The sequence below is a fragment of the Amycolatopsis granulosa genome (assembly GCF_011758745.1).
Lineage (GTDB): Bacteria > Actinomycetota > Actinomycetes > Mycobacteriales > Pseudonocardiaceae > Amycolatopsis_E > Amycolatopsis_E granulosa.
This window is the reverse complement of the sequence record NZ_JAANOV010000001.1, coordinates 3046787-3070999: the sequence shown is the minus strand read 5'-3', so window position 1 is coordinate 3070999 and position 24213 is coordinate 3046787. Positions and strand designations below refer to the sequence as shown.

Here is a 24213-nt window from a genome sequence, read left to right as displayed (position 1 = left end):
CGTAAGACTGTACGAATGGATCTCCCGTGGTAAACCGCATCCACCCGACTGCAGTACTCGGGCCCGGTGTCGAACTCGGCGACGGCAACGTCGTCGGACCCTACGCCGTGCTCGCCGGGCCGCTGGTGATCGGGGACGGGAACTGGATCGGTCCACACGTCACGATCGGCACTCCGGCCGAGGACCGCACCGGCCCGCACCCGGTGTCGTGGGAGGACGACCCGGCCGGTGCCGGGGTCCGGATCGGCAGTGGCAACCGGATCCGCGAATACGTGAGCATCCACCAGGGCACCCGCCGGATCACACGACTGGGTGACAACGGCTATTACCTCCGCGGCAGTCACGTCGCGCACGACTGCGAGATCGGCGACGACGTCACCCTCGCGTCGAACGTCGTGCTGGGCGGCCACACCGCGATCTGGTCGCGGGCCAACCTGGGCATGGGCGCGGTCGTGCACCAGCACGTGCGGATCGGCCCGGGAGCCATGGTGGGCATGGGTTCCGCGGTGCGCCGCGAGGTCGGCGCGTTCACCATCGCCGTCGGCAACCCGGCCCGCGTGACCGGCCTCAACGTGGTCGGCCTGACCCGGCTCGGGCTGACCGGGGAGCAGATCGCCGGGCTCGAACTGTGGCTCAAAGGCACCGGTCCGATTCCACCCGATGGGCTGCTGGACCGGCTGCCCGCCGGCGTCTCTACTTTGGTGCAGGCGTGGAACGACCGGAAGGACTAGACGTGGACATCGAGACCCGGCTGCGCAAGGTCTTCACCGAGGCGCTCGACCTCGGCGACGACGTCGACGTGGCGGCGCTGACCTACCGCGGCATCGACGCGTGGGACTCGGTCGGACACATGAGCCTGGTCGCCGCCATCGAGGACGAGTTCGACATCGAACTGGAGACCGACCAGGTCATCGACCTGAGCAGCTTCCAGGTCGCGCACAAGATGGTGGCGGAGCTGGCGCGTGCCTGACCTGCGTGGCCGGGTCGCGCTGGTCACCGGCGGGACCCGCGGCATCGGCCTGGCCACGGTGCGCGCGCTCGCCGGTGCGGGCGCCGCGGTGGTGCTCACCGGCCGCGACGAGGCCCGGGCCAAAGAGGTCGCCGCGTCGGTGCCCGGGCCGGTCACCGGGGTCGCACTGGACGTCACCGACGCCAGGGCCGTCGCCTCGGTCGTGCGGGCTGCGGCGAAGGAACACGGCCGGCTGGACGTGGTCGTCGCCAACGCCGGGATCTACGCCGAGGGCGTGCTGGGCATGGTGGGTGACGTCGACGCGGTCCTGTCCACCAACGTCGCCGGCACGATCCACACCGTGCAGGCCGCGGCGCGCGCGATGACCCGTGCTCGCTCCGGGTCCATCGTCGTGCTGGCCTCCGTCGTCGGCGAACGCGGAGCCGCCGGCCAGACCGCGTACGCGGCGTCGAAGGCCGCAGTCGCGAACATCGCGAAGAGCGCGGCCAAGGAACTCGGCCGCTTCGGCATCCGCGTCAACGCGGTCGCCCCCGGCGTGATCGACACCGAGATGACGGCCGGGATCCCCGATCCGGACACCGCGCTGGGACGGCGCGGCCGCGCCGAGGAGGTCGCGAACGCGATCGTCTTCCTCGCCGGCGACGAGGCGTCCTACGTCACCGGCCAGGTGCTCGGCGTCGACGGGGGGATGGTGCGGTGACCCTGCCGGCCCCCGGCGCCCGGCTCGTCGACGCGGCAACCGGCACCGTTCTCGGCGGCGCCGCGCTGACGGCTGAGGTCGAGCGGCGCGCCGCTGAACTCGCCGCCCTGCCCGACGGCGTGCTGTTCGCCCGCACCGGCGTGGACCTGCCCAGCGTGCTCACCTACCTCGCGGCCATGGCGGCGTCCCGCGCGGTCGCGCTCATCGACCCCGCGCTGGACGTGCCGGTGCTGACCGGCCTGATCGAGCGGTTCCGCCCGGCCGCGGTGCTCGGCGCGCCCGCGGCCGGGCCCCCGGACGGATACCGGGCCGCGGGCGGCGGGCACTGGCTCCGCCGGGACCCCGACGGCATCCGCCCGCACCCCGACCTCGCCGTGCTGCTGCCCACCAGCGGCTCGACCGGCAACCCGAAGCTCGTCCGGTTGTCCCGCGAGGCTGTCCTGACCAACGCGCACGCCATCGCCGGCGTGCTCGGCATCGACGAGCGCGAGGTGGCGCCCACCACGCTGCCGCTGCACTACAGCTACGGGCTGTCGGTGCTCAACTCGCACCTGGTCAGCGGCGCGACCGTGGTCGTCGAACGGGACGGCATCCTCGGCCGCGGCTTCTGGGACGCCGTCACCGCGCACGAGTGCACGTCGGTCGCCGGCGTGCCCTACCACTACGAGGTGCTGCGGCGCCTGAAGTTCGACCCCACCGCCAACCCCGGGGTGCACACGCTCACCCAGGCCGGCGGGCGCATGCGGCCCGAGCTGATCGCCGAGTTCGACACGCTCATGCGCTCGGCGGGCGGCCGGTTGTTCGTGATGTACGGCCAGACCGAGGCCGCACCGCGGATGGCGATCATGCCGTCGGAGCGGCTCGCCGAGAAGATCGGCTCGGTCGGTCCGGCGCTGCCCGGTGGGCGGTTCGCGATCCGCCGCCCCGACGGCGGCGACACCACCCACCCCAAGATCACCGGCGAGATCGTCTACCACGGGCCGAACGTGATGATGGGCTACGCGTCGACGGCCGGGCAGCTCGCGCTGGGCGACGAGTGCGGCGGCGTGCTGCCCACCGGCGACCTCGGCTACCTCGACGAGGAGGGGTTCCTGTTCGTCACCGGACGGCTCAAGCGGATCGGCAAGGTGTTCGGCAACCGGATCAGCCTGGACGACCTCGAGCAGGCCACGCGCGCGACCGGGCTGGGCATCGACATCGTGGCCGCGGTCCCGGCCGGTGACAAGGTCGTGCTGTTCGCCGAGGGCATCACCGCGGACACCGGCAAGGCCGCCTCCCGGGCGCTGGCGGAACGGCTGCACCTGCACGCGTCCGGCTTCGACGTGCGGCCCATCGACACGATCCCGCTGCTGGCCAGCGGGAAGATCGACTACCAGGCGCTGGCGGACGAGGTATGAACCTGCTCGCCGAGCTGACCGCGCTCACCGCCCACCACCGGGCGCGCTGCGCGGCCTACGACCGGATCCTCACCGCGCTGGGCGCGGGCGGGGAGTTCGAGTCCGTGGCGGACCTGCCGTGGCTGCCGGTCCGGCTGTTCAAGACGCACGAGCTGAAGAGCATCCCGGCCGAGGAGGTGTTCAAGGTCCTCACCTCTTCCGGCACCACCGGCGCGCCGTCGCGGATCTTCCTCGACCGGGCGGCGGCGGCCGCGCAGACCCAGCACCTGGCCGCGACGCTGCAAACGGTGCTCGGCCCGCGGCGGTTGCCGATGCTGATGGTGGACACCGCCGGGGTGGTGCAGGACCGGCGCACGTTCTCCGCCCGCGGCGCCGGCGTGCTCGGCATGGCGAACTTCGGGCGCAAGCACGTCTACGTCCTCGACGAGCACGACGAACCGGACGTCGAGGCGGTGCGCGGGTTCCTGGCGCGCCACGGGGACGAACCGTTCCTGATCTTCGGGTTCACCTTCATGGTGTGGCGGTACCTGTACCGGATGGCGCGCGAGCACGGGTTCGACCTGTCGAACGGCATCCTGCTGCACTCCGGCGGCTGGAAGAAGCTCGCCGACCAGGCGGTGGACAACGCGACCTTCCGCCGCGCCTTCGCCGCGGACACCGGGTTGCGGCGGATCCACAACTACTACGGCATGGTCGAGCAGATCGGCACGGTGTTCGTGGAGGGCGCCGCCGGTGACGGCCTGTACTGCCCGGACTTCGCCGACGTGATCATCCGCGACCCGGTGACGTTCGCGGAGCAGCCGGTCGGCGTTCCCGGCGTGATCGAGGTCGTGAGCACGTTGCCGCGCTCGTACCCCGGGCACGTGCTGCTGACCGAGGACCTCGGGGTGTGCCACGGCATCGACGACGGCGAGCGGCCCGGCAAACGGTTCTCCGTGCTGGGCAGGCTGCCCAAGGCCGAGGTGCGCGGCTGCTCCGACACCTTCGCGGTGCCGACCGCATGAGGCAGCTGTTCCCGGGCCCGGTCCAGGGCGGCAACGGCGGCGACGGCGGCGACGTCGTGGAAGTCGCCGCGCTGCTGGACGAGCTGCGCGCGGCTCCCGCGCTGGAGGTGGGGGACGAGCGGGTCGTGGACTTCCTCGGCCGGTTCGCCCGGGCGCTGCTGGCGCCGGCGGTGGCGCGTGCGTACCCGGAACTGGCGTCGCTGGGGTTCTTCCTGCGCCGCGGCGGGATCCGGCGCGCGCTGGCGCGGCTGGCGGATGAGGAGCTGCGGCTGCCGCGCGGCCTGGTGTTCCACGTACCGCCGGCCAACGTGGACACGATCTTCGTGTACTCGTGGGCGTTGTCCGCGCTCGCCGGCAACCGGAACGTCGTGCGGTTGTCGCCGCGTGCGGCGGGGGCCGCGGACGCGGTGCTGGACGCGATGCGGGCGGCATTGCCGGGGGAGCCGGGGGTGCCGGGCGACGCGGTCCGCGCGTCGCAGCGGATCGTCACCTACGACCGGGACGACGCGGTGACGGCCGCGTTGTCCGCCGCCGCGGACCTGCGGGTCCTGTGGGGTGGTGACGCCTCGGTGCGTGCCCTGCGGCGGTTCGAACTGGCCCCGCACGCGCGTGACCTGACGTTCCCGGACCGGTCGTCGTTCGCGATCATTTCCGCCGACGGCTGGGCCCGGGCGTCCCAGGCGGAACGGCGCGCCGCCGTCGAGGGGTTCCGCAACGACGTGTTCTGGTTCGACCAGGCGGCGTGCGCCTCCCCGCGCGGGGTGTACTGGGTGGGCGGCTCGCACGCCGGCGAGTTCCGGGCGATGCTGGCCGAGGTCGCGGCGGCCCCCGAGCCGGCGATGGCGGTGCAGAACCGGGTCGGTGCCTATGGCGCGGCGGCGGACGGGCGGGCCGCGCGCATCGCGTTCGACGGCCCGGCCCTGATCACGCTGGAGGCACCGGAGGTGATCCGGGATTGGCTGGGCGCGGGTGTACTCACCCAGTCGAGCGTTTCGACGCTGGACGAATTGGTACCGAAAGTTGTCCGCCGCGATCAGACGATCACGCATTTCGGTTTTTCCCGGGCGGAGCTGATCGCCTTCGCGCGTCAACTGTCCGGTGTGGACCGCCTGGTGCCGTTCGGATCGGCGCTGAAGTTCGCGCCGGTGTGGGACGGCTACCATCTCCTCACCGAATTCACCAGAATCGTCACTGTTACCGTCTGACCGCGATGAACCGACTCCTCGACGCCGCCCGCTGGGTGGCGCTGGCCGTCGTGGCCGCGTTCGTGGTGCGGGTGCTGGTCGCCGACTGGGCGGAGTTCTGGCACACGCTGCACTCGATCGCCTGGCCGGCGGCGGTGCTGAGCCTCGCCGCGCTGGCCGCGAGCATCGCGGTGTCGACCTACGGCTGGCAGGTGGTGGTCGACGGCCTCGGCGACCGGGTGGGGTACCGGCGCGGCGCGCGGATCTGCCTGGTCGGGCAGCTGGGCAAGTACGTGCCGGGGTCCGTGTGGGCGTACCTGCTGCAGATGGAGCTGGGCCGCAAGGCCGGGGTGTCCCGGGCGCGGATCTTCACCGGTTCGCTCGTGCAGTTCGGCATCGGGCTGGTCGCCGCGCTGCTGCTGTCGGTGTTCGCGCTGCCGGTCGCGGGCCCGGCCCGGTGGCTGCTGGTGCTGCTGCCGATCGGGCTGGTGGCGCTGCACCCGCGCGTCCTGGCGTGGGGCACCGGGCTGGTGCTGCGCGTGCTGCGCCGCGACCCGCAGCCCCGGTCGCTGAGCCTGCCGGCGATCGGCCGGGCGTTCGGGGCCTCGGTGCTGGCGTGGTCGCTGCAGGGCCTGCACCTGTGGCTGCTCGCCCCGTCCGTGGGTTTTCCGTCCTGCGTCGGCGCGATGGCGATCGCCATGACCGCGGGCACCTTCGCGTTCCTGCTGCCCAGCGGCGCCGGTGTCCGTGAGGCCGTGCTGGTGGCCCTGCTCGGCACGGCCGGGTTCACCGCCGGGCAGGCGCTGGCGTTCGCCCTGGTGTCCCGGGTGATGTTCACGGTGGCCGACGTGCTGACCGCGCTGCTCGCGGTCGCCGGTCAGCGCACCAGCTCGTACACCACCGCGTCCGCGTTGCGGTAGGCGACCGTCAGGAACGGCAGCCCGTCCAGGTCCCGCAGACCGGGTGGGCGTTCGGCGCCGCGCGGGTAGCCGCCGTGCCCGAGGATCACCCACCGGATGTGCAGCCGCTGCACCGCCTCCCGCACCAGCGGGTTCGTCTCGTACTCGCGGAAGTGGGCGGCCAGCAGCACGGCGTCCGCCGGTGGTAAGGCCGGGTCGAAGTGGCCGGCGACCGGGCGCACCCCGCTCAGCGCGTAGGTCCACGCCGTCCCGTCGGCCCGGTCGTTCATGGCCCAGTCACCCGGCCCGGCGAGCTTCCCCAGTTCCAGCATCGCCTGCGCCTCACCCCGGTTCAGCGGGAGGTCGCCGTCCGCGGCGTACGCCGGCCGTACGACGTCGGCGTTCGACGTCGAGTACAGGCCGTTGGTCGCGACCGCGAAGCCCGCCAGCGTGACCACTCCGGCCACCCAGGCCCAGCGCGGGGCCAGGTCCCGCAGCCACCGCTGGATCTCCGCCAGCCCGTGCGCGGCCAGCAGGCAGCACGGGATGGCCGCCATCGCGATGAACCGGTACGGATCGTTCCACCACGGCCGCGACACCGCCTTGACCAGCGGGTTCCCCGAGGACAACACCGCCACCGCGAACACGCCGAACAGCAGCGCCGTCCCGGCCACCCAGCGCAGGGACCCCAGCCGCTGCCACCGCACGATCCCGAGCACCAGCGCCGCCGACAGCCACAGCTGCGGATGCGGTGCCACGTGCTCGAACGTGAGCAGGATGCCGACCGCGGTGTTCGCCGACGCGGCCGTCGGCCACCCGTTGTACGGCAGCGGCCCGGCGGCCAGCCCGATCGCCCCGAACAGCTGGAGCCACCCGAGCAGCAGCCCGGCCACCGCGATCGGCAGCAGCCGCCACAGCCGCCGCCACCGGCTCACCAGCAGCGGCAACGCGAACAGCAGCCCGCCGAACAGCGTCGAGGAGTGGATGGTCAGCAGTCCGACCGCGGCCGCGACCAGCAGGAACCCGCTGTCCGGCGCGGGGCGCCGCAGGTAGCCGTCGAGCACCACCGCGACCAGCGGCGTCAGTGCGATCCCCAGCAGGAACGGCAGCAGCGGCCCGAAGTCGAGGGCCTCGTACAGCAGTGTCACCGGCGCCACGCACACCAGCGCGACCGCCCCGGCCAGCACCGCCCGGCCCCGGAACGCCCGCACCAGCACGACCAGCGACAACGCCAGCAACCCGGGCAGCAGCACCGTGTTCGCGTTGAGCACCGCCGGGATCTCCGCCCCGGTCAGCCGATACACGATCGACCCGACCAGGTGGTAGGCGTTCGGGTAGAACGACCCGTTCGGGTACCAGTTGACCGTCCCGGTACCCGTCAGACTGCCGTCGCCGGTCTCGGCGATGTAGCGGATGCCGTTGCCGTGGTACACCGCGTCGAAGCCCTGTGGCACGGCGTTGAGCCGCCCGATGCCGCTCAGCACGGTGCGCGCGCCGACCGCCGCGCCCGCCAGCAGGCACAGCGCGACCGCGAGGTGCCCGCGCCGGTCCCACACACCCGGCTCGGCAACCCGGCGGCGGCCCACCAGGAACGCGATCGCGGCCGCCACCAGCACGGCCACCAGGAAGGTCGGGACGTTGAACGGCACACCGAGCTGCGCGTACCACGGCCCGGCCAGCCCGGCGGCGAAATACGTCAGCAGCGGCGCCAGCCCCGCCAGCAGCCAGCCGCGGGCACCGGCGAGCGCGCCGATCAGCAGGCCGGGCGTGAAGAGCACCAGCAGGTACACCGCGATCGTCGCGGCGGCGCCGGGAGCGCTCATCGGGATGGGCAAGGGACCGCCAAAAATGTCGAGGCCGAAACAATTCGTGCGCGAGAACGATACTGACGGAGAGGGTGGAGCGGCGTCACGGAGGGTGAGAAGTGCCTGGTGCCCTGGTCGCCGCGTGGCTGACGCTGGCGGGGGTCGCGATCGCGGTGTGGCCGCGGGTCGGCAACGGGCGCGCCCACCGGGCCTGGATCGTGGTGCTCGCGCTGGTGTTCGCCCTGGTCCTGCAGATCGTCGTGGCGACGGTGCCGGACGACGCGTTCGTCACCTTCCGCTACGCGCGCAACATCGCGGAGGGCTACGGCGCGGTCTACACGATCGGCGAGCAGACCCAGGGCCTGCCGAACTTCCTGTGGCTGGTGCTGGTCACGCTGCCGGCTGCGGCGTTCGGTGTGGACATCGTGACCGCGGCGGTCGTCCTCGGCATCGCCGCGACCCTCGGCTGCGTCGTCCTGGCGTACCTGCTGGCGGAGCGGTTCGCCCGCGGGGCCGCGGTGGTCGCGGCGCTGCTGACGGCCGGCGCGAGCATCCTCGCCGCCCACGGGCTGGCCGGTACCGAGACGCCGCTGTTCGTCCTGCTCGTGCTGGCCGTGTGCCTGGCCCTGGCCGCCGGGCACCCGCTGGTCGCGGGGGTGCTCGCCGCGCTGGCCGTGATGACCCGCTCCGACGGCGCGGTCCTCGCGGTGCTGGGTGAGCTGTGGCTGGTGCTGACCGCGGTGCGGCGCCGCGCCAGCTGGTGGGGCCCCGCCGGGTACCTGCTGGGCGCACTGGTGTTCCTCGTGCCGTGGTGGGTGTGGGAGGCGACCTACTACGGCCGCGCCAGACCGGAGTGGCCGGCGTCGGCCCAGCTGTCGTACGGGTTCCTGTTGTGCACCCTGGCCGCGGTCGCGGTGGCTGTGCTGTGCGAGAAGGCCGGGGAACGCCGGAACCAGCCGTCGCCGCGACCGCGGCGGAGCCTGGCCGAGCGACGGGTCGTGCCGCTGGTCGCGCTCGTGCTGTGCGCGGTCAGCGTGCCGGTCGCCTTCGCCGTCCAGCAGGTCGTGCACGCCGAGCGCGAGCGGCTGGCGCAGACCACCGAGATCGGGCACTGGCTGCGTGACCGGCTCCCGGCGGGCTCGGTGATCGACACGTCGGGCAACGCTGCACTGGCCTTCCGCGCGGGCTCGCGGATGCGGATCACCGGTGTCACCGCGTCCGGGCCCGCGGACGAGTACGCGCCGGTGGCGCACTTCGGCCTGCCGGTGCTCGCCGCGCCCCTGGCCTGGTACGCGCGGGCGCAGGACTGCGGCATCGCCGAGCAGTACGCCCAGCGGTACGAGGTCGCCACGTTCCAGCGCACCGGCCTCGGCTGGCTCACGGTCTACCTGCGCGGCGACGTGGAGTCCCGGCTGCTCGCGCAACTCGCCGGCGACGGCAACCTGACCTACGTGCCCTGCCCCTAGAACCAGCGTTCGAGCACCTGCGCGACGCCGTCCTCGCTGTTCGGGCCCGTCACCTCGTCGGCGACGGCGAGGACGTCCGGGTGCGCGTTCGCCATCGCCACGCCGTGCCCGGCCCACTTCAGCATCTCCACGTCGTTGGGCATGTCGCCGAACGCGATGATCCGCTCGACCGGTACCCCGAACCGCTCCGCGACCTCGGCCAGCCCGGTCGCCTTGGTGATGCCGTGCGCGGCGATCTCGATCAGCCCGCCGCTCGCCGAGAACGTGATGTCCACCGACTCGTCGAGCACCGCCCTGGCCACGCGGGCCATCTCGTCCGAGGTCATGTCCGGGTGGCTGACCAGCAGTTTCACCGCCGGACGACCGACGATCTCGGCCCGCGACACCCGCGCGCCCTCGCCGTCGCCCCACGGGTTGCGGTAGCCGTGCTCGATGACCAGGTGCTGCACCTCGGGGTCGAGGGCGTGCCTGCCGACCCGTTCCGCGGCGAACCCGCACCCCGGCAGCACCCTGCTCAGCTCGCCGACCGCGTCGGTGAGCAGCATCGGCTCCAGCGCGCCGTGCACGCTGACCACCTCGTCGGCGGCGATGTCGTACAGCACGGCGCCGTTGGCGCAGACGGCGTAACCGGTCAGCCCGCCGGGCCCGGCGACGGCCGGGATCCAGCGCGGCGGGCGGCCGGTGGCGAGCACGACCGGAACCCCCGCCTCGCCGGCGCGGTGCAGCACCGCCGCGGTGCGTGGCGACATGCGTTCCATCGGGTCGAGCAGGGTGCCGTCCACGTCCGAGGCGATCAGCAGGGGTTTGTCCACACCCCCATTGTCCCTTGGGGTGCGGCCGGCCGAATCGTCGGTGCTGACCGCTAGCGTGGACGAGTGCGCGTAGGCATCGTGATTCTTCCCGACGACCGGTGGTGGGCGGCCGAGCCGAAGTGGCGGGCGGCCGAGGAGTACGGCTTCGACCACGCCTGGACCTATGACCACCTCGGCTGGCGGACGCTGGTGGACGGCCCGTGGTTCTCCGCCGTGCCCACGCTGACCGCCGCGGCGATGGTCACCTCCACCATCCGGCTCGGCACGTTCGTCGCCTCGCCCAACTTCCGCCACCCGGTGCCGTTCGCCCGCGAGCTGATCAGCCTCGACGACGTCTCCGACGGCAGGCTCGTGCTGGGCATCGGCGCCGGCGGCCTGGGGTACGACGCGGGCGTGCTGGGCGGCGAGGAGCTGTCCCCGCGCCGGCGCTCCGACCGGTTCGCCGAGTTCGTCGAAGCACTCGACGGCCTGCTCACCACCGACCGGTTCGACTACGCGGGCACGTACTACACGGCGCGCGGCGCGCGAAACCTGCCCGGGTGCGTGCAACGGCCGCGGATTCCGTTCCTCATCGCGGCGAACGGACCGCGCGGGATGAAGATTGCGGCAACTTATGGTGGCGGCTGGGTGACGACCGGCCCGGACACCGAGTCGCTCGACGACTGGTGGCGCGGGGTGGCCGGGCTGACGGAGCGCTTCGAGCAGACGCTGGCCGACTCGCGCCGTGCCGGCCACGAGGTCCACCGGTACCTCACCCTGGACGCCTCGCCGGTGTTTTCCCTGGTCAGCAAGCAGGCGTTCGTGGATGCGGCGGGCCGCGCCGCAGAGCTGGGCTTCACCGACGTCGTCGTGCACTGGCCGCGGTCGTCCGGCCCGTACGCGGGCCGCGAGGCGGTGCTCGAAGAAGTGGTCGCCGACGTGCTGCCGGGCCTGCGTGGCGCGCGATAGTCAACGTGGGTGCGGGCGCCCCGAGTAGCGTCGGTACCCTCGCTTCCCGTGAGCGAGCACACGAGCAACACTGACTCCACCGCAGCCGATTTCGCCGGGTACGACCTGGTCGTGGTCGGCTCCGGCTTCTTCGGGCTCACGGTCGCCGAGCGCGCGGCCAGCCAGCTCGGCAAGCGGGTGCTCGTGCTGGAGCGGCGGTCCCACCTGGGGGGCAACGCCTACTCCGAGGCCGAGCCGGAGACCGGGATCGAGGTGCACCGCTACGGTGCGCACCTGTTCCACACGTCGAACAAGCGGGTCTGGGACTACGTCAACCAGTTCACCGAGTTCACGAACTACCAGCACCGGGTGTTCGGCAAGTACCAGGGCCAGGTCTACCCGCTGCCGATGAACCTCGCCCTGATCAACCAGTTCTTCGGCCGGTCCTACAGCCCGGACGAGGCTCGTCAGCTGATCGCCGAGCAGGCCAGCGAGATCGACACGAAGGACGCCCAGAACTTCGAAGAGAAGGCCATCTCGCTGATCGGCCGTCCGCTGTACGAGGCGTTCTTCCGCGGCTACACGGCGAAGCAGTGGCAGACCGACCCGAAGGAGCTGCCCGCGGCCAACATCACCCGGCTGCCGGTGCGCTACACCTTCGACAACCGGTACTTCAACGACACCTACGAGGGCCTGCCGGTCGACGGCTACACCGCGTGGCTGCGGCGGATGGCCGACCACGAGCTGATCGACGTCCGCCTGGACACCGACTACTTCGACGTCCGCGAGCACATCCCGGCCGGCACGCCGACCGTCTACACCGGTCCGCTGGACCACTACTTCGGCTACTCCGAGGGCCGTCTGGGCTGGCGCACGCTGGACTTCGAGCAGGAGGTCGTGCCCACCGGGGATTTCCAAGGCACCTCCGTCATGAACTACAACGACGAGGACGTCCCCTACACCCGGATCCACGAGTTCCGCCACTTCCACCCGGAGCGGGACTACCCGAAGGACAAGACGGTCATCGTCCGGGAGTACTCGCGGTTCGCGGACGCGGACGACGAGCCGTACTACCCGATCAACACCCCGGACGACCGGGCCAAGCTCGAGCGCTACCGCGAGCTGGCCAAGGGCGAGGCCCGCGAGCGCAACGTGCTCTTCGGCGGCCGCCTGGGCACCTACAAGTACCTGGACATGCACATGGCCATCGGTTCGGCGCTGTCGGTGTTCGACAACAAGATCGCCCCGCACCTGACCAGCGGCGCCCCCCTGGACGGGAGCATCGATGCTTGAGCAGAAGCCGGCGGAGGCCGCGGCCGAGATCCAGGTGCTCGCCAGGGTCCAGGGCGTGCTCAAGCGTCCGGCGACCGTGAAGGCGGCCCGCGGCCTGTCCCACTTCGGTGAGCACGCCATCGGGTGGTTCGCCGCGGGTCTGGTCGGTGCGGCGGTCGACCGCAAGCGCCGCAAGGACTGGCTGCTCGCGGCCGCCGGCGTGGTGGGCGCGCACGGTGCCTCGATCGCGGTGAAACGCGTGGTCCGGCGCCCCCGCCCGGAGGACCCGAGCGTCGAGGTCCTGGTCGGCACGCCGAGCCGGTTGAGCTTCCCTTCCTCGCACGCCACGTCCACTACGGCGGCGGCGGTGCTCTACTCGGGATTGACCGGGCGTAACCTGGTTCCCGCGCTCGTCCCGCCGATGCTGGCGTCCCGGCTCGTGTTGGGGGTCCACTACCCGACCGACGTGCTCGCCGGCGCGGCGCTCGGCGGTGTGGTCGGAGGTCTGCTGCGCAGGAAGATCCGCAAAAAGGGGTAGGGAACCACCCGTGACCAAATCAGTGAACAACGCGGAAGCCGAGATCGTGGACGAAACCAGCGAGACGGCCGAGGCGGAGACGGCGGAGACCCGCGACTCCGCGGAGTCTGCGGAGCCCGTCGAGTCCGCGGAGCCGGGGGAGTCTGCGGAGCCGGGGGAGCCGGCCACCGAGCCGGCCGCGACCGCTCCGGCGGCGCAGCGCGGCCCGCTGGGCATGGTCGTCGGCATCGCCAAGACCGCGCGGCCGAAGCAGTGGGCGAAAAACGTCCTGGTCTTCGTCGCGCCGTTCACCGCGGCTCAGATCACCAACGGCACGGTGCTGCTCGACGCGGTCATCGCCTTCGTGGCGTTCAGCCTGGTCGCGTCGTCGGTCTACCTGGTCAACGACGCGATCGACGTGGAGGCCGACCGGGCGCACCCGACGAAGCGGAACCGGCCGATCGCGGCGGGGATCGTGCCGGTGCCCGTCGCGTACGTGGTGGCGGTGCTGCTCTTCGGCGTCGGCCTGGCCGTGTCGTTCCTGGCCAGCCCGCAGCTGGCGATCGTGCTGGGAGTCTACGAGGCCGTCCAGCTGGGTTACTGCTTCGGGCTGAAGCACCAGCCGGTGATCGACCTGGCGATCGTCGGGTCGGGCTTCCTGATGCGCTCGATCGCCGGTGGCGTGGCGGCCGGCATCGCCCTGTCGCAGTGGTTCCTGCTGGTCACGGCGTTCGGTTCGCTGTTCATGGTGGCGGGCAAGCGGTACGCCGAGATCATGTTGTTCGAGCGGACCGGGGCGAAGATCCGGTCGTCGCTGAAGAAGTACTCGGCCAGCTACCTGCGCTTCGTGTGGGCCACCGCGGCCGCGATCCTGATCATGTCCTACTCGCTGTGGGCGTTCGAGCTGCGGGAGAGGGCCGACCAGTCGGTGTGGCCGGTCATCTCGATGGTGCCGTTCGTGATCGCGGTGCTGCGGTACGCGGTCGACGTGGACGGCGGCACCGCCGGCGCGCCGGACGAAATCGTGCTCAAGGACCGCGTCCTGCAGATCCTGGGTGTGCTGTGGGTCGCCACCCTCGGGGTCACGTTCTACCTGTGACGAGCACCTTGGCCCGGCCCGGCGGAGACACGGCGACCGAACCCGGGAAGCACCAGCCGCTCACCCGGCTCGGACCCGGGCGCACCCTGGCCGAGCTCGTGCTGGGCATCGTGGCCGCGGTCGTGCTCAGCCTCGTGCTCCAGTTCGGCGCGAACCGGCTGCGGATCGACCCGGGCACGTACGTGCCGGACGCGCTGGTCAACCTGGCGGTCGCGGCGATCCTGGTCTTGTTGTTCGGCGCGCTGGTGTACCCCCGCGCGGCCCGCTGGCCGCTGTGGGTGCGCCTGGGCGGCAGCTGGGCGGCGCTGACCGCGCTGTCCACCCTGCTGCTGGCGATCCCGCTGCAGGGCACCCGGTTCTTCCTGGGCGGCTCCAGCGTGGACAACACCTTCCGCCTCCAGTACATGGAGCGGCTGACCACGTCGGCGGGGCTGCCGGACGTGAACTACCACGGCCTGGCCGCCTACTACCCGGGCGGCTGGTTCTGGCTCGGTGGCCGGTTCGCGAACCTGCTCGGCCTGGAGGGCTGGGCCGCCTACAAGCCGTATTCGATCACCTGGGCCGCGGTGTCCGGGGTGGTCGCGTTCGTGTTGTGGAGCCTCGTCGTGCGGCGGCGGATGGCGCTGCTCGCGTCGGTGGCGACCGTGCTGGCCGGGTTCGTCGCCGTCGCGCCCGAGGAGCCCTACGCGTGGCCGACCACCGCGTGGCTGGCGCCGATCATGCTGCTGGCCTGGCGGGTGCTGCGGTTCCGCGGCCGGGTGCCGGCCTGGACGCTGGTGCTGATCGGTGTCTACCTGGGGTTCTCCGCGGTCACCTACACGTTGCACGTGGCGTTCGGGGTGGCAGCGGTGGTGCTGCTGGCCCTGATCACCCTGGTGCTGGCCATCCGCGCGGGGGAGCCGGCCGGGCCGGTGCTCAGGCGGCTGCTGCTGCGCCTGGTGGTGATCGGGGCGGTCACCGCGGCGCTCGCCCTGATCACCTGGGGGCCGTTCATCCTCGCCGGCGGTCTCGGCAAGCCGAACGTGGCCGCGCACTTCCTGCCGGAGATCAGCGCGTACTTCCCGATGCCGTTCACATCCGTGAACGCGTTCGGCGTGCTGTGCCTGGCCGGGCTGGTCTGGTTGCTGCTGCGCGCCCGCCGCGACCCGGTCGCGTTCGTGCTGCTCGTGCTGGCCGCGCTGGTCTACGCGTGGTTCGCGCTGTCGAACCTCGCCCTGCTGGTGCGCACAACGTTGTTGTCGTTCCGGTTCATCGTGACCGTCGACGTGGTACTGGCGGTGGCCGGGGTGTTCGCGCTGGCCGAGCTGGTGCGCGCGCTGCCGAAGCTGACCGGCCGCGCCCGCCCGGTGCGCACGGTCGCGTTCGTCCTGGCCGTGCTCGGCGCCGTGTCCGTGTCCCAGACGATCGTGAGCTCGTCGCTCAAGGACGTCGTGGACACCGCCGAGTCCGATTACTACCCGGACGGCTGGAACGCGAACTTCGAGCACGACCCGAAACAGGACGGGTACTGGACGCCGCAGCTGGTGAGCACGATCGCCCAGCTGACCGGGCGCCCGCCGACCGGCAACATCGTGTTGTCGGCGCACGACCGGTTGCTGTCGTTCGAACCGTACTGGGGTTTCCAGCAGACGACGCCGCACTACGCCAATCCCCTGGGCGCGTATGCGCAGCGCAACGACGAGATCCGGTCCTGGGCCACGGCCCGCGGCTCCGCGGACCTGCTCGCCCGGCTGCGGGCGAATCCGCACGAGGCACCGAACGTGTTCGTGTTGCGCCGAGGTAACGACGGAAAATTGTTGGCGCCGATCACCTCGGACACGTTCCCGCGCGCCGTTCCGCTGCGGGTGGACGAGGTGGGTTTCGCGCCGGAACTGTTCGCGTCGCCCGAATTCCAGCGGCGCGATGTCGGGCCGTTCACGGTGATCGTGAACACTTCGGCATCACCGATTAGCTGATTGTGTGAGCTTCTCGTAAACTGCTCCGCACACACCCGTTGGTCGGACACTTCGAGGGGGCACCGGCGTGACTTACCCCCTGTACCGCACCGGCACTTTCGCCGTGGTCGACGGCGTGTCCCATCCGGTCTCGTACTCGGTGGGCGACAACTACGTGCACTTCCCGCCCGCCACGCCGGGGCCGGTCCCGTTCCCGCGCCAGGAGCTCGCCGGCGCGGTTCCGGTGGAGATGTGTGAACGCGTTTTCTCGGTGCAGGTCTACGCCGCCTACCGGGACCACCGCGTGATGGTGGACGCCGCGTTCGACAACGGCACCGCCCGCGTGCTCGACGCCGAATGGGACCAGGAATGGGCCACGATCAACGGGTTCGTGCAGGAGAACTCGTACGAGTACTACAAGACCGTCGACATGCGGGATCTGCGTGACTACGCCGAGCGGCAGAACGACCTGCTCTTCACGCGCTGGCGGGCGGCGCGGTTCGTGCGGCCGGTCGACGGGGTGCCGATGCACGGTGGCTGGCCCAACGGCCAGGCGGCGGTGGTCGCCGGCCGGCCGCGCTCGGGGGTGCTGGAGACCGAGGGCGGCCGGGTCGCCGCGGTGACCACGCGCGCCGAGTATCTCGGGTATTCCTGCGAGGTCGCCGGGATCAGCATGGACGGTTCGGTCGGGGTTTACTACCTGGGCACCGATTTCGAGCGCGCGGAGGCGGACGGGTTCCGTCCGGACGAGAACCTCCGCTGGGCGAGGACGGTCCACATCTTCGACCTGGCGCGCTATCACGAGCTGCACAAGGACCTGCTGTTCGACCAGTGGCGGGAGTCGCGCGATAGCCTGGCGGGATGAGGCAACCACAGAACCGGGCCCAGGCGTGTGCGTGACGTGACACAGGTTCTCGAACTTCCGGACGAGGTCGACCGCACTTCGCGCCGCACTCGGCGCGTGCTGGGCGCCGACCCCGCCTTCTGGCTGACCGTTGCGCTCGCCGCGCTGGTCGGTGCCTTGTTCGTCGTCAGCGGCATGGTGTGGAACCAGGGCAAGCTGATCGCGCCGCTGGACGACGCCTACATCCACCTGCAGTACGGCCAGCAGATCGGGATGGGGCACTTCTTCCAGTTCAACACCGGCGACGACATCAGCGCCGGGGCGAGCAGCGTGCTGTACGTGCTGGTGCTCGGTGCCGCCTACGCGGCCGGGCTCCACGGCACGCTCTTGCTGGCGTTCGCGGTCGGCTTCGGGGTCTTGTGCTTCGCGCTGGCGGCCGGGCTGGTCACCGTGCTGGGCACGCGGCTGGTGTCCCGCGCGGTCGGCGTGTGGTCCGGGGTCCTGGTCGCGCTGAGCGGCCCGCTGGCCTGGGGCTCGGCCAGCGGCATGGAGGTCGGCCTGGTGATGCTGCTGGTGGTCGCGACGCTGCTGGCGTTCGTGACAGAGCAGCCGTGGGTGCGGTTCCGGTGGACGCCCGTGCTGGGCGCGCTGCTCGCGCTCGTGCGCACCGAGGGCCTGATCCTCGCGGCCGCGCTCGGGCTGGCGGCACTGTGGACGATCTTCAGGTACCGGAAGGCCGTCGCGCCCGGCCGGGCCGTGCGGCGCGGCTTGTGGGTTCTGCTGCCGCTCGCGGTCGGCGCCGCGCAGCTGCTGTTCTACAAGATCGCGACCGGCACCGCGTCCGCGAACGGCATCCAGTCGAAGTCGTTCCTGCATGACCGGCCGGTGTTCTGGGCCAGCGAGTTCGCCGACCGCACGGTGGCGAACATGCGCGCGTTCCTCGGCATCTTCCTCGGCTTCGATGGGCAGGACTTCGCCTTCCCCGGTGCGTTGCTGGTGTCCGCGGCCGGGATGGCCTATGTGTTCCTGACGCGGCCGACCTGGCGGCCGATGCTGTACGCGGTGACGGGCGGCCTGCTGCTGGTCCTGCTGTCGGTGTCCACTTTGAACAGCGCGCTGGCGCACGAGCTGCGGTACGTGCAGCCGTTCATGCCGCTGCTCATCCTGTTCGCGGTGATCGGTGTGCACGGGCTGACCCGGCTCGCCACCCAGGAGCGCGTCCGGCGCATCGGGCTGCACGCCGCGCTCGTGGTGTTGCTGGTGCTGTCGCTGGTGACGTTGCCGAGCTGGTCGGTGCGGTTCGGACGCGCGACGGCGGCGATCCGCGACACCGACGTGTCCGTGGGGCAGTGGGTGCGTGGCAACCTGCCGCCCGGCGCGATCGTGGCGGTCAAGGACGTCGGCGCGGTCGCCTACTTCGGCGGCCATCCGGTGCTGGACCTGATCGGCCTGGGCACCAACGGGTTCGCCGCCCCGGCGAACAACGGCACGGGCTCGCTGTACGAGGCGTTGAAGCACCTGCCACCGGCGCAGCGGCCGGCGTACTTCGCGGTGTACGACCCGTGGCCGGGTCCGTCGATGCAGCCGCTGAAGGACGTCGGCGTGCTGAAGATGCCGGGGGAGATGAGCTTCGACGTGCAGGCGCAGCCGGACCTCGGTGGGCGGCTGATCGTCCCGTTCCGGCAGCTGGGCGTGTACCGGGCCGACTGGTCGCTGGCGGGCAGTGGTGACCGGCAGGAGGTACCGGGCGAGCTGCGGGACTACGTGAACGTGGGCGACCTGCGCAGCGAGGGCGAGCACGGGTACGCGCCGGTGCTCGCGCAGGTGGGCACCCAGCCGTGGACGACGCTGGCCCGCGTCGGCGACGTCATCGACAGCGCCCGCCCGATCGTGGGCGGTGAGACGTTCACGGCGCACGACCTGGTGCCCGGCCGCCCGCTGACGATCACCTCCCGCACGGCGATGCACGGCACGGTGCCCGAGGTGCGTGTGGTGGTCAACGGGGTCGACGCGGGCATGTGGACGCGCCCCGAGCAGAAGACGACGTGGTCGACGTACAGCTTCACCGTTCCGGCGGAGCTGGTCACGAGCCCATCGGTGCGGATCGAGATCCAGCAGCCGCGCCCGCTGCTGAACCCGTACCCGGACTACACCTCCTATGGTTACTGGCTGAGCCAGTAGGGCTCCCCTTCCCGACGGCCCGCCGGGGTGGTGGGTTGGCTGTCGCGGGACGGGCGGTGGCGACGGTTCGTGCCCGGGGAGCTCCCCGGGCACGAAGCACGCGTGCGACAGCCCCGGGCACGGCGTGCCCGGGGCTGTCGTCAGATGCTGAACCGCGTCAGAGCGGCAGCTTGCGGAAGATCGGCCGCGGCACGTGCCGCAGGATCGACATCACCGCGCGGAACTGGGCCGGCGCCCACACCAGGTCCTTGCCCTTGCGTGCCGCGTCGACCGCGATCTCGGCCACCTGCTCGGCCGTCTGCTCGAGCGGCGCCTTGCCCAGGCCCTCGGTCATCTTGGTCTTGACCTGGCCCGGCCGCACCACCGTCACGGTGACGCCGGACGGCGCCAGCGCCTCGCCCAGGCCAAGGTAGAAGCCGTCGAACCCGGCCTTCGTCGAGCCGTACACGAAGTTCGACCGCCGCACGCGCTCACCGGCCACGGAGGACAGCGCGATCACCGAGCCGTGGCCCTGCTTCCTGAGCTTGTCCGCGAGCGCCACACCGACCGACACCGCGGCCGTGTAGTTCACCGTCGCCAGCTCGACCGCGGCCGCGTGGTTCTGCCACGCCTCTTCCGGGTCGCCGAGCAGGCCGAACGCGACCACGGCCACGTCGATGTCCCCGTGCGCGAACGCCTGGTCGAGCACCGCCGGGTGGGCGGCGGTGTCCGTCGCGTCGAAGTCCACTTCGGACACCTCGGCGCCGGCCGCGCGCAGGGACTCGGCGGCCGACTTGCGCCGTTCGGACGCCCGCGCCGCCAGGACGACGCGCAGCTGCGGGGCGTCGGCCAGGTACTTCCGCGCGATCGCCAGCGCGATGTCCGACGTGCCGCCGAGCAGCAGCAGGGACTGGGGGTTGCCAACAGCGTCGATCACAGTTCAAGCCTCCGGCTCATGTCGGACGCGAACACGCCCTCGGGGTCGACCGACTGGCGGATCTTGCGCCACTCCTCCAGCCGCGGGTACATCTTCGCGAACGTCTCCGGCGTGGTGCGCGAGTCCTTCGCGGTGTAGAGCCGCCCACCGGCCGCCAGGACGTCCTCGTCGAGTTCGGTGCAGAACCGGCCGAGGCCGCCCTTGATGGGGAAGTCCACGGACAGCATCCAGCCCGGCGACGGCCAGGACAGCGGAGCGCGGTTGCCCTCGCCCATCCGCTTGAACACGTTCAGGAACGAGTAGTGGCCCGACTTCGCGATCTTGCGGCACAGGTCCTTGAGCGCGTCCTCCCGGCCGAACGGCACGGAGAACTGGTACTGCAGGAAGCCCTTGGAGCCGTACGCGCGGTTCCACTCGCCCAGCATGTCCAGCGGGTGGTAGAACTGCGTCAGGTTCTGGATCTTGCCGCGCGCGCCCTTCTTCGGCACCGTGCGCTGCCAGACGTTGTTGAGCATGCCGAAGGTCAGCTTGTTGCCCAGGCCGTTCGGGAAGACGTCGGGCAGGGTCATCAGCTGCGGCGCGTCGAACTTGAGCGGGTCGGCCTGCAGCTTCGGCGGCAGCTGGTCCAGTTTGGCCAGTGAGCCGCGGGAGAACGTGGCGCGACCGAGACGGCTGTCGGAGTTGATGAGGTCGGGCACCGACATCGAGTAGTCGTAGTTCAGGTCGGACCCGTTGCTGAACAGCTCCAGGGTCTCGTCCAGGCTCGCGGTGCGGTCGGCGTCCACGATGAAGTAGGCGCTCTCGGTCTTCTTCATGCGGATCTTCGCGCGCACGATGATGCCGGTCAGGCCGATGCCGGCGACCGTCGCCCAGAACAGCTCCGACTCCGGGCCGTCCGGGGTGAGCGTGCGGATCTTGCCGTCCGCGGTCACCAGGTCCATCGACAGCACGTGGTTGCCGAAGCTGCCCGCGCTGTGGTGGTTCTTGCCGTGGATGTCGTTGGCGATCGCGCCACCAATGGTCACCTGGCGCGTTCCGGGCAGCACCGGCACCCACAGCCCGTACGGCAGCGCGGCCTTCATCAGCTGGTCGAGGCTCACCCCGCCGTCCAGGTCGACCTCGCCGCTGTCCGGGTCGATCGAGTGGATGGTGTTCAGGGCGGTCATGTCGATGACGAGTCCACCGGCGTTCTGCGCCGGGTCCCCGTAGGACCGGCCGAGCCCGCGGGCGATGACGCCACGCTCGCCGGCCTGCGCCACCGCGCGGGCGATCGTCTCCACGTCCGGCGTGGTCAGCACGTCTGCGACGGTCGGGGCGGTGCGACCCCACCCGGTGAGTGTCCGCCGCTCGGTATGCGGTGTCGTGTTCACCCGGACCAGGGTAACCATCCCCGGGGGGCGGCTTTGACCGAGGCGCTTCTACACTTTTCCGGTCCTGGAAATCGCATGCTGGCGAGGTAGTGCAGTGGTGTCTACGGAACCGCAGGGGCAGGCAATGACGCAGAAGGCGAGCCCCGGCCTGCTCGGCCAGCTGGTGCGATTCGCGCTGATCGGCGGGTTTTGCGCGCTGCTCGATCTGGGTACCTACAGCGGGTTACGGGCGATGGGCCTCGATCACGCTCCGTGGGACACGGTGGCGCGCGCGATCAGTTTCATCCTGGGTACCACGACCGCATTTTTCCTTAACCGCAAGTTCACATTCTCCGCTGCCCGCAAGGACGGCAAGGGCCAGATCGGCAGCTTCGTCCTGCTGTACGGGGTCACGTTCTTCGTCGCCGTCGGGGTGAACGCCCTGATGCTGCACGTGCTCGGCGAGTTCGCGTTCAAACCGACCGTCGCCTGGGTGATCTCCCAGGGCACCGCGACGGCGATCAACTTCGTCATGCTCAAGTGGGTTGTCTTCCGTGAACCCGGTGTGACGGATGTTTCGCCGGAGTCCGGCTCGTGAAGAGGTCACAGGTGACCCGTGTAACTTGGCGCACGCGAGTCGGATTCCCCTGGAGGACTGAGAACTGATGGCCGGCAAGACTGCCGCGGGACAGCCTGCGCCCGCGAAGGCGAAGACCAACGGCGCCCAGGTGAAAGAGGACCAGACCACGTTCGCCGAACACACGCCCCAGGGCCGCCTCACCGCGCAGCGCGGGCTCTACACCGGGCCGTCGCCCATCGTGTCCAAGGACCTCTACTCCGAGGTTCTCGAGGGCGTGGTCAACCGCGACCGCGACGGCGTGACGCTGGAGCCGTCGGCCCGGGTGTCCGGCAACACCTACTTCGGCCGGTTCCCGGCCAGTTACTGGCAGCGCTGGGCGAAGGTCCGCCAGGTCCGTCTCGAGGCGGTCGTCAGCGGCGGCGGCCAGCTCGCCGTCCGCGCGTCCGACGTGGAGGGCGAGCCGCGCACGATCGAGGCCCGGGAGATCGAGGGCGCCGAGCAGACGCCGGTGTCGTTCGATGTCCGGATCGACAAGTTCTACGACGGCGGCGCGCTGTGGCTGGACCTGGAGACCCGGCCCGGGCAGCGGCTGACCGTCGAGCGGGTGCGCTGGACCGTCGAGCCGCCGGAGAAGATCCGGCCCACCGCGGTGACCATCTGCACGATGAACCGCGCCGATGACTGCCTGAAGAACCTGCAGGCGCTGGCCGGTGACCTCCAGTCGCTGGACACCCTGGACGCGATCTACGTGGCCGACCAGGGCACCGACCGGGTGGACTCGCGCGAGGGCTTCGCCCAGGTCGCGGCCGACCTCGGCGACAAGCTGCACTACATCACCCAGCCGAACCTCGGCGGTGCGGGCGGCTTCACCCGCGGGCTCTACGAGGTGGCCGGGCACACCGAGACCGAGCACGCGAACGTGTTGTTCATGGACGACGACGTGCTGCTCGAGCCGGACCTGGTGGTCCGCATGACGGCGTTTTCGAACCTGGCCGTGAACCCGGTCATCGTCGGCGGCCAGATGCTCAACCTGCTGCACCCGCACCAGATCCACGTCGGCGCCGAGTACGCGCGGCTGAACACGCTGGAGCCGGGCGTCCCGGTGGAGCACAGCCTGCAGACGGCCGACCTGCTCGGGGTGGACGAGGAGACCGGTAAGCCGAACCGGCAGGACCGGCGGCTCGATGCGGGCTACAACGGCTGGTGGTCGTGCCTGATCCCGTACGAGGTGGTCAAGGCGATCGGGTACCCGATGCCGTTCTTCTTCCAGTGGGACGACGCGGAGTACAGCTACCGGGCGCGGGCGCACGGTTTCCCGACGGTGACGTTGCCCGGCGCCGGCGTGTGGCACGCCGACTTCCACTGGAAGGACTGGGACGAGTGGCACCGCTACTTCAACCTGCGCAACTCGATCATCACCGCCGCGCTGCACAGTGACTTCAACCTGAACGTGCTGTGCCGGACGCTGATGGCGCAGGTCGTGCGGTACCTGCTCGGCATGCAGTACGGGCTGACGCACACGCTGATCAAGGCGGTCGAGGACTTCCTGGAGGGCCCGTCGATCCTGGAGGACGGCGGGGTCGCCGCGATGCAGGAGATCCGCGCGATCCGGGCCCAGTACCCCGAGACGAAGCGCCACGACGCGACCGAGGTGCCCGGGATCGCGTCCAACGACATCGGGATCATCAACGCCGCCCCGCGGCCCGCGCTGCAGCGGCTGATCCTGGTCAAGCGCGTCCTCGACCGGCTGCGCGGCCACTCCCGGTTCGCGCTGGGCGCCGTGCCCACCGACGAGGCGCACTGGTGGCACGTGGCGCTGTTCGACACGGCCGTGGTGACCGATGCGTCCCAGGAGGGCGTGCGGGTACGCAAGTACGACCGGGACCGCATGCTCGAGCTGGGCAAGCGCGCGGTGAAGACGCTCAACCGCCTCCGCAAGGAGGGCCGCGCCGTGCAGGAGCAGTACCAGCGCGCCCTGCCGCAACTCACCAGCCGCGAGAACTGGAAGCGTCTGTACCGGCTCTGACCCGTACCTGGTGGCCGGTGGGCCGCCGGCTCCGCTCCGGAGCGCGGCTCACCGGCCTGCCCGGCGGCACCCGGCTCAGTGCAGCCCGAAGACCTTGTTCTTCCGCTGCAGGTCGTCGATGTAGGCGACGGCCACGTGCCGGAAGTTGATGCTCACCGTGGAGCCTTCCCTGGTCTTCACCAACTGCACGGTGCCGTGTTCGAGGAGCAGGTGCAGTTCCTTGTCCAGCTCGTCGACGTCGTCCGGCGCCAGCGCGAACACCAACGGCTCGCCGCCGGTGGCGAGGTGCAGCACGAGCGCGGGTTTTTCATCAGCCATGACCCCAGCACAC

General features: G+C 71.2%; 22 protein-coding genes. 17 read left to right on the top strand and 5 right to left on the bottom strand.

Annotated features, from left to right (window positions below; all coding sequences use genetic code 11):
* The first annotated feature begins 26 nt into the window (after window positions 1-26).
* The 7 genes from FHX45_RS14935 to FHX45_RS14905 are packed head-to-tail and all read left to right on the top strand — an operon-like array spanning window position 27 to window position 6175.
* Window positions 27-731 carry an acyl-ACP--UDP-N-acetylglucosamine O-acyltransferase family protein gene (locus FHX45_RS14935; RefSeq protein WP_167101564.1) on the top strand — a complete coding sequence of 235 codons (705 nt, stop codon included), beginning with the start codon at window positions 27-29 and terminating at the stop codon, window positions 729-731.
* 2 nt (window positions 732-733) lie between these two features.
* Window positions 734-970 (top strand): acyl carrier protein, encoded by a 237-nt coding sequence (locus FHX45_RS14930; RefSeq protein ID WP_167101561.1) that lies wholly within the window; start codon window positions 734-736, stop codon window positions 968-970.
* Window positions 963-1670, top strand: coding sequence for an SDR family oxidoreductase (locus FHX45_RS14925; RefSeq protein WP_167101559.1), 708 nt, complete (start codon window positions 963-965; stop codon window positions 1668-1670). The genes FHX45_RS14930 and FHX45_RS14925 overlap by 8 nt, the downstream gene beginning before the upstream one ends.
* Window positions 1667-3067 carry an AMP-binding protein gene (locus tag FHX45_RS14920; protein ID WP_167101557.1) on the top strand — a complete coding sequence of 467 codons (1401 nt, stop codon included), beginning with the start codon at window positions 1667-1669 and terminating at the stop codon, window positions 3065-3067. Before FHX45_RS14925 ends, FHX45_RS14920 begins: the two co-directional genes overlap by 4 nt.
* Entirely contained in the window at window positions 3064-4071 is a 1008-nt protein-coding gene (locus tag FHX45_RS14915; protein ID WP_167101554.1) for a LuxE/PaaK family acyltransferase, read from the top strand. Before FHX45_RS14920 ends, FHX45_RS14915 begins: the two co-directional genes overlap by 4 nt.
* On the top strand, window positions 4068-5276 hold the full coding sequence (locus FHX45_RS14910; RefSeq protein WP_167101551.1) for an acyl-CoA reductase: 1209 nt from the start codon (window positions 4068-4070) through the stop codon (window positions 5274-5276). The genes FHX45_RS14915 and FHX45_RS14910 overlap by 4 nt, the downstream gene beginning before the upstream one ends.
* Before the next feature lie 5 nt (window positions 5277-5281).
* On the top strand, window positions 5282-6175 hold the full coding sequence (locus FHX45_RS14905; RefSeq protein ID WP_167101548.1) for a lysylphosphatidylglycerol synthase transmembrane domain-containing protein: 894 nt from the start codon (window positions 5282-5284) through the stop codon (window positions 6173-6175).
* On the opposite strand, the gene FHX45_RS14900 is transcribed toward FHX45_RS14905, so the two are convergent.
* Window positions 6133-7977 carry a DUF6541 family protein gene (locus FHX45_RS14900; RefSeq protein ID WP_167101545.1) on the bottom strand — a complete coding sequence of 615 codons (1845 nt, stop codon included), beginning with the start codon at window positions 7975-7977 and terminating at the stop codon, window positions 6133-6135. The genes FHX45_RS14905 and FHX45_RS14900 overlap by 43 nt on opposite strands.
* A 101-nt stretch (window positions 7978-8078) precedes the next feature.
* Here FHX45_RS14900 and FHX45_RS14895 point away from each other — a divergent pair, with 101 nt between their 5' ends.
* On the top strand, window positions 8079-9425 hold the full coding sequence (locus tag FHX45_RS14895; RefSeq protein ID WP_167101542.1) for a hypothetical protein: 1347 nt from the start codon (window positions 8079-8081) through the stop codon (window positions 9423-9425).
* On the opposite strand, the gene FHX45_RS14890 is transcribed toward FHX45_RS14895, so the two are convergent.
* Window positions 9422-10237 carry an HAD hydrolase family protein gene (locus FHX45_RS14890; protein WP_167101539.1) on the bottom strand — a complete coding sequence of 272 codons (816 nt, stop codon included), beginning with the start codon at window positions 10235-10237 and terminating at the stop codon, window positions 9422-9424. The two genes, FHX45_RS14895 and FHX45_RS14890, sit on opposite strands and share 4 nt — an antisense overlap.
* A 63-nt stretch (window positions 10238-10300) precedes the next feature.
* Here FHX45_RS14890 and FHX45_RS14885 point away from each other — a divergent pair, with 63 nt between their 5' ends.
* From FHX45_RS14885 to FHX45_RS14855, 7 genes are all read left to right on the top strand, one after another.
* Window positions 10301-11185 (top strand): LLM class flavin-dependent oxidoreductase, encoded by an 885-nt coding sequence (locus FHX45_RS14885; protein WP_167101536.1) that lies wholly within the window; start codon window positions 10301-10303, stop codon window positions 11183-11185.
* Window positions 11186-11233: 48 nt separating this feature from the next.
* The gene (gene glf / locus FHX45_RS14880; protein WP_167101533.1) at window positions 11234-12457 is read left to right on the top strand and encodes a UDP-galactopyranose mutase; all 1224 of its coding nucleotides are present in this window, start codon (window positions 11234-11236) and stop codon (window positions 12455-12457) included.
* Complete coding sequence (locus tag FHX45_RS14875; protein ID WP_167101530.1) at window positions 12450-12974, top strand: phosphatase PAP2 family protein; 525 nt, start codon at window positions 12450-12452, stop codon at window positions 12972-12974. The genes glf and FHX45_RS14875 overlap by 8 nt, the downstream gene beginning before the upstream one ends.
* Before the next feature lie 208 nt (window positions 12975-13182).
* Window positions 13183-14052, top strand: a complete 870-nt coding sequence (locus tag FHX45_RS14870) for a decaprenyl-phosphate phosphoribosyltransferase (protein WP_208407067.1) — start codon at window positions 13183-13185, stop codon at window positions 14050-14052.
* Window positions 14049-16007, top strand: coding sequence for an arabinofuranosyltransferase (locus FHX45_RS14865; RefSeq protein WP_167101503.1), 1959 nt, complete (start codon window positions 14049-14051; stop codon window positions 16005-16007). Before FHX45_RS14870 ends, FHX45_RS14865 begins: the two co-directional genes overlap by 4 nt.
* Window positions 16008-16074: 67 nt before the next feature.
* A complete protein-coding gene (locus FHX45_RS14860; RefSeq protein ID WP_167101500.1) occupies window positions 16075-16851 on the top strand; it encodes a hypothetical protein in 777 nt (258 codons plus the stop codon).
* Between the two features lie 36 nt (window positions 16852-16887).
* Entirely contained in the window at window positions 16888-19011 is a 2124-nt protein-coding gene (locus FHX45_RS14855) for a hypothetical protein (protein ID WP_167101498.1), read from the top strand.
* A 157-nt stretch (window positions 19012-19168) separates the two neighbouring features.
* Here the strand turns inward: FHX45_RS14855 and dprE2 are convergent, their stop codons facing one another.
* Both dprE2 and dprE1 read right to left on the bottom strand, forming a co-directional pair.
* Window positions 19169-19927, bottom strand: coding sequence for a decaprenylphospho-beta-D-erythro-pentofuranosid-2-ulose 2-reductase (dprE2, locus tag FHX45_RS14850; protein WP_167101495.1), 759 nt, complete (start codon window positions 19925-19927; stop codon window positions 19169-19171).
* Window positions 19924-21315, bottom strand: a complete 1392-nt coding sequence (gene dprE1 / locus FHX45_RS14845; protein ID WP_167101492.1) for a decaprenylphosphoryl-beta-D-ribose oxidase — start codon at window positions 21313-21315, stop codon at window positions 19924-19926. The genes dprE2 and dprE1 overlap by 4 nt, the downstream gene beginning before the upstream one ends.
* Window positions 21316-21421: 106 nt before the next feature.
* Here dprE1 and FHX45_RS14840 point away from each other — a divergent pair, with 106 nt between their 5' ends.
* On the top strand, window positions 21422-21874 hold the full coding sequence (locus FHX45_RS14840) for a GtrA family protein (RefSeq protein WP_167101489.1): 453 nt from the start codon (window positions 21422-21424) through the stop codon (window positions 21872-21874).
* A gap of 67 nt (window positions 21875-21941) precedes the next feature.
* Window positions 21942-23882, top strand: coding sequence for a glycosyltransferase (locus tag FHX45_RS14835; RefSeq protein ID WP_167101486.1), 1941 nt, complete (start codon window positions 21942-21944; stop codon window positions 23880-23882).
* A 75-nt stretch (window positions 23883-23957) separates the two neighbouring features.
* Here FHX45_RS14835 and FHX45_RS14830 read toward each other — a convergent pair whose 3' ends face one another.
* A complete protein-coding gene (locus FHX45_RS14830) occupies window positions 23958-24200 on the bottom strand; it encodes a hypothetical protein (RefSeq protein WP_167101484.1) in 243 nt (80 codons plus the stop codon).
* Window positions 24201-24213 lie beyond the last annotated feature (13 nt).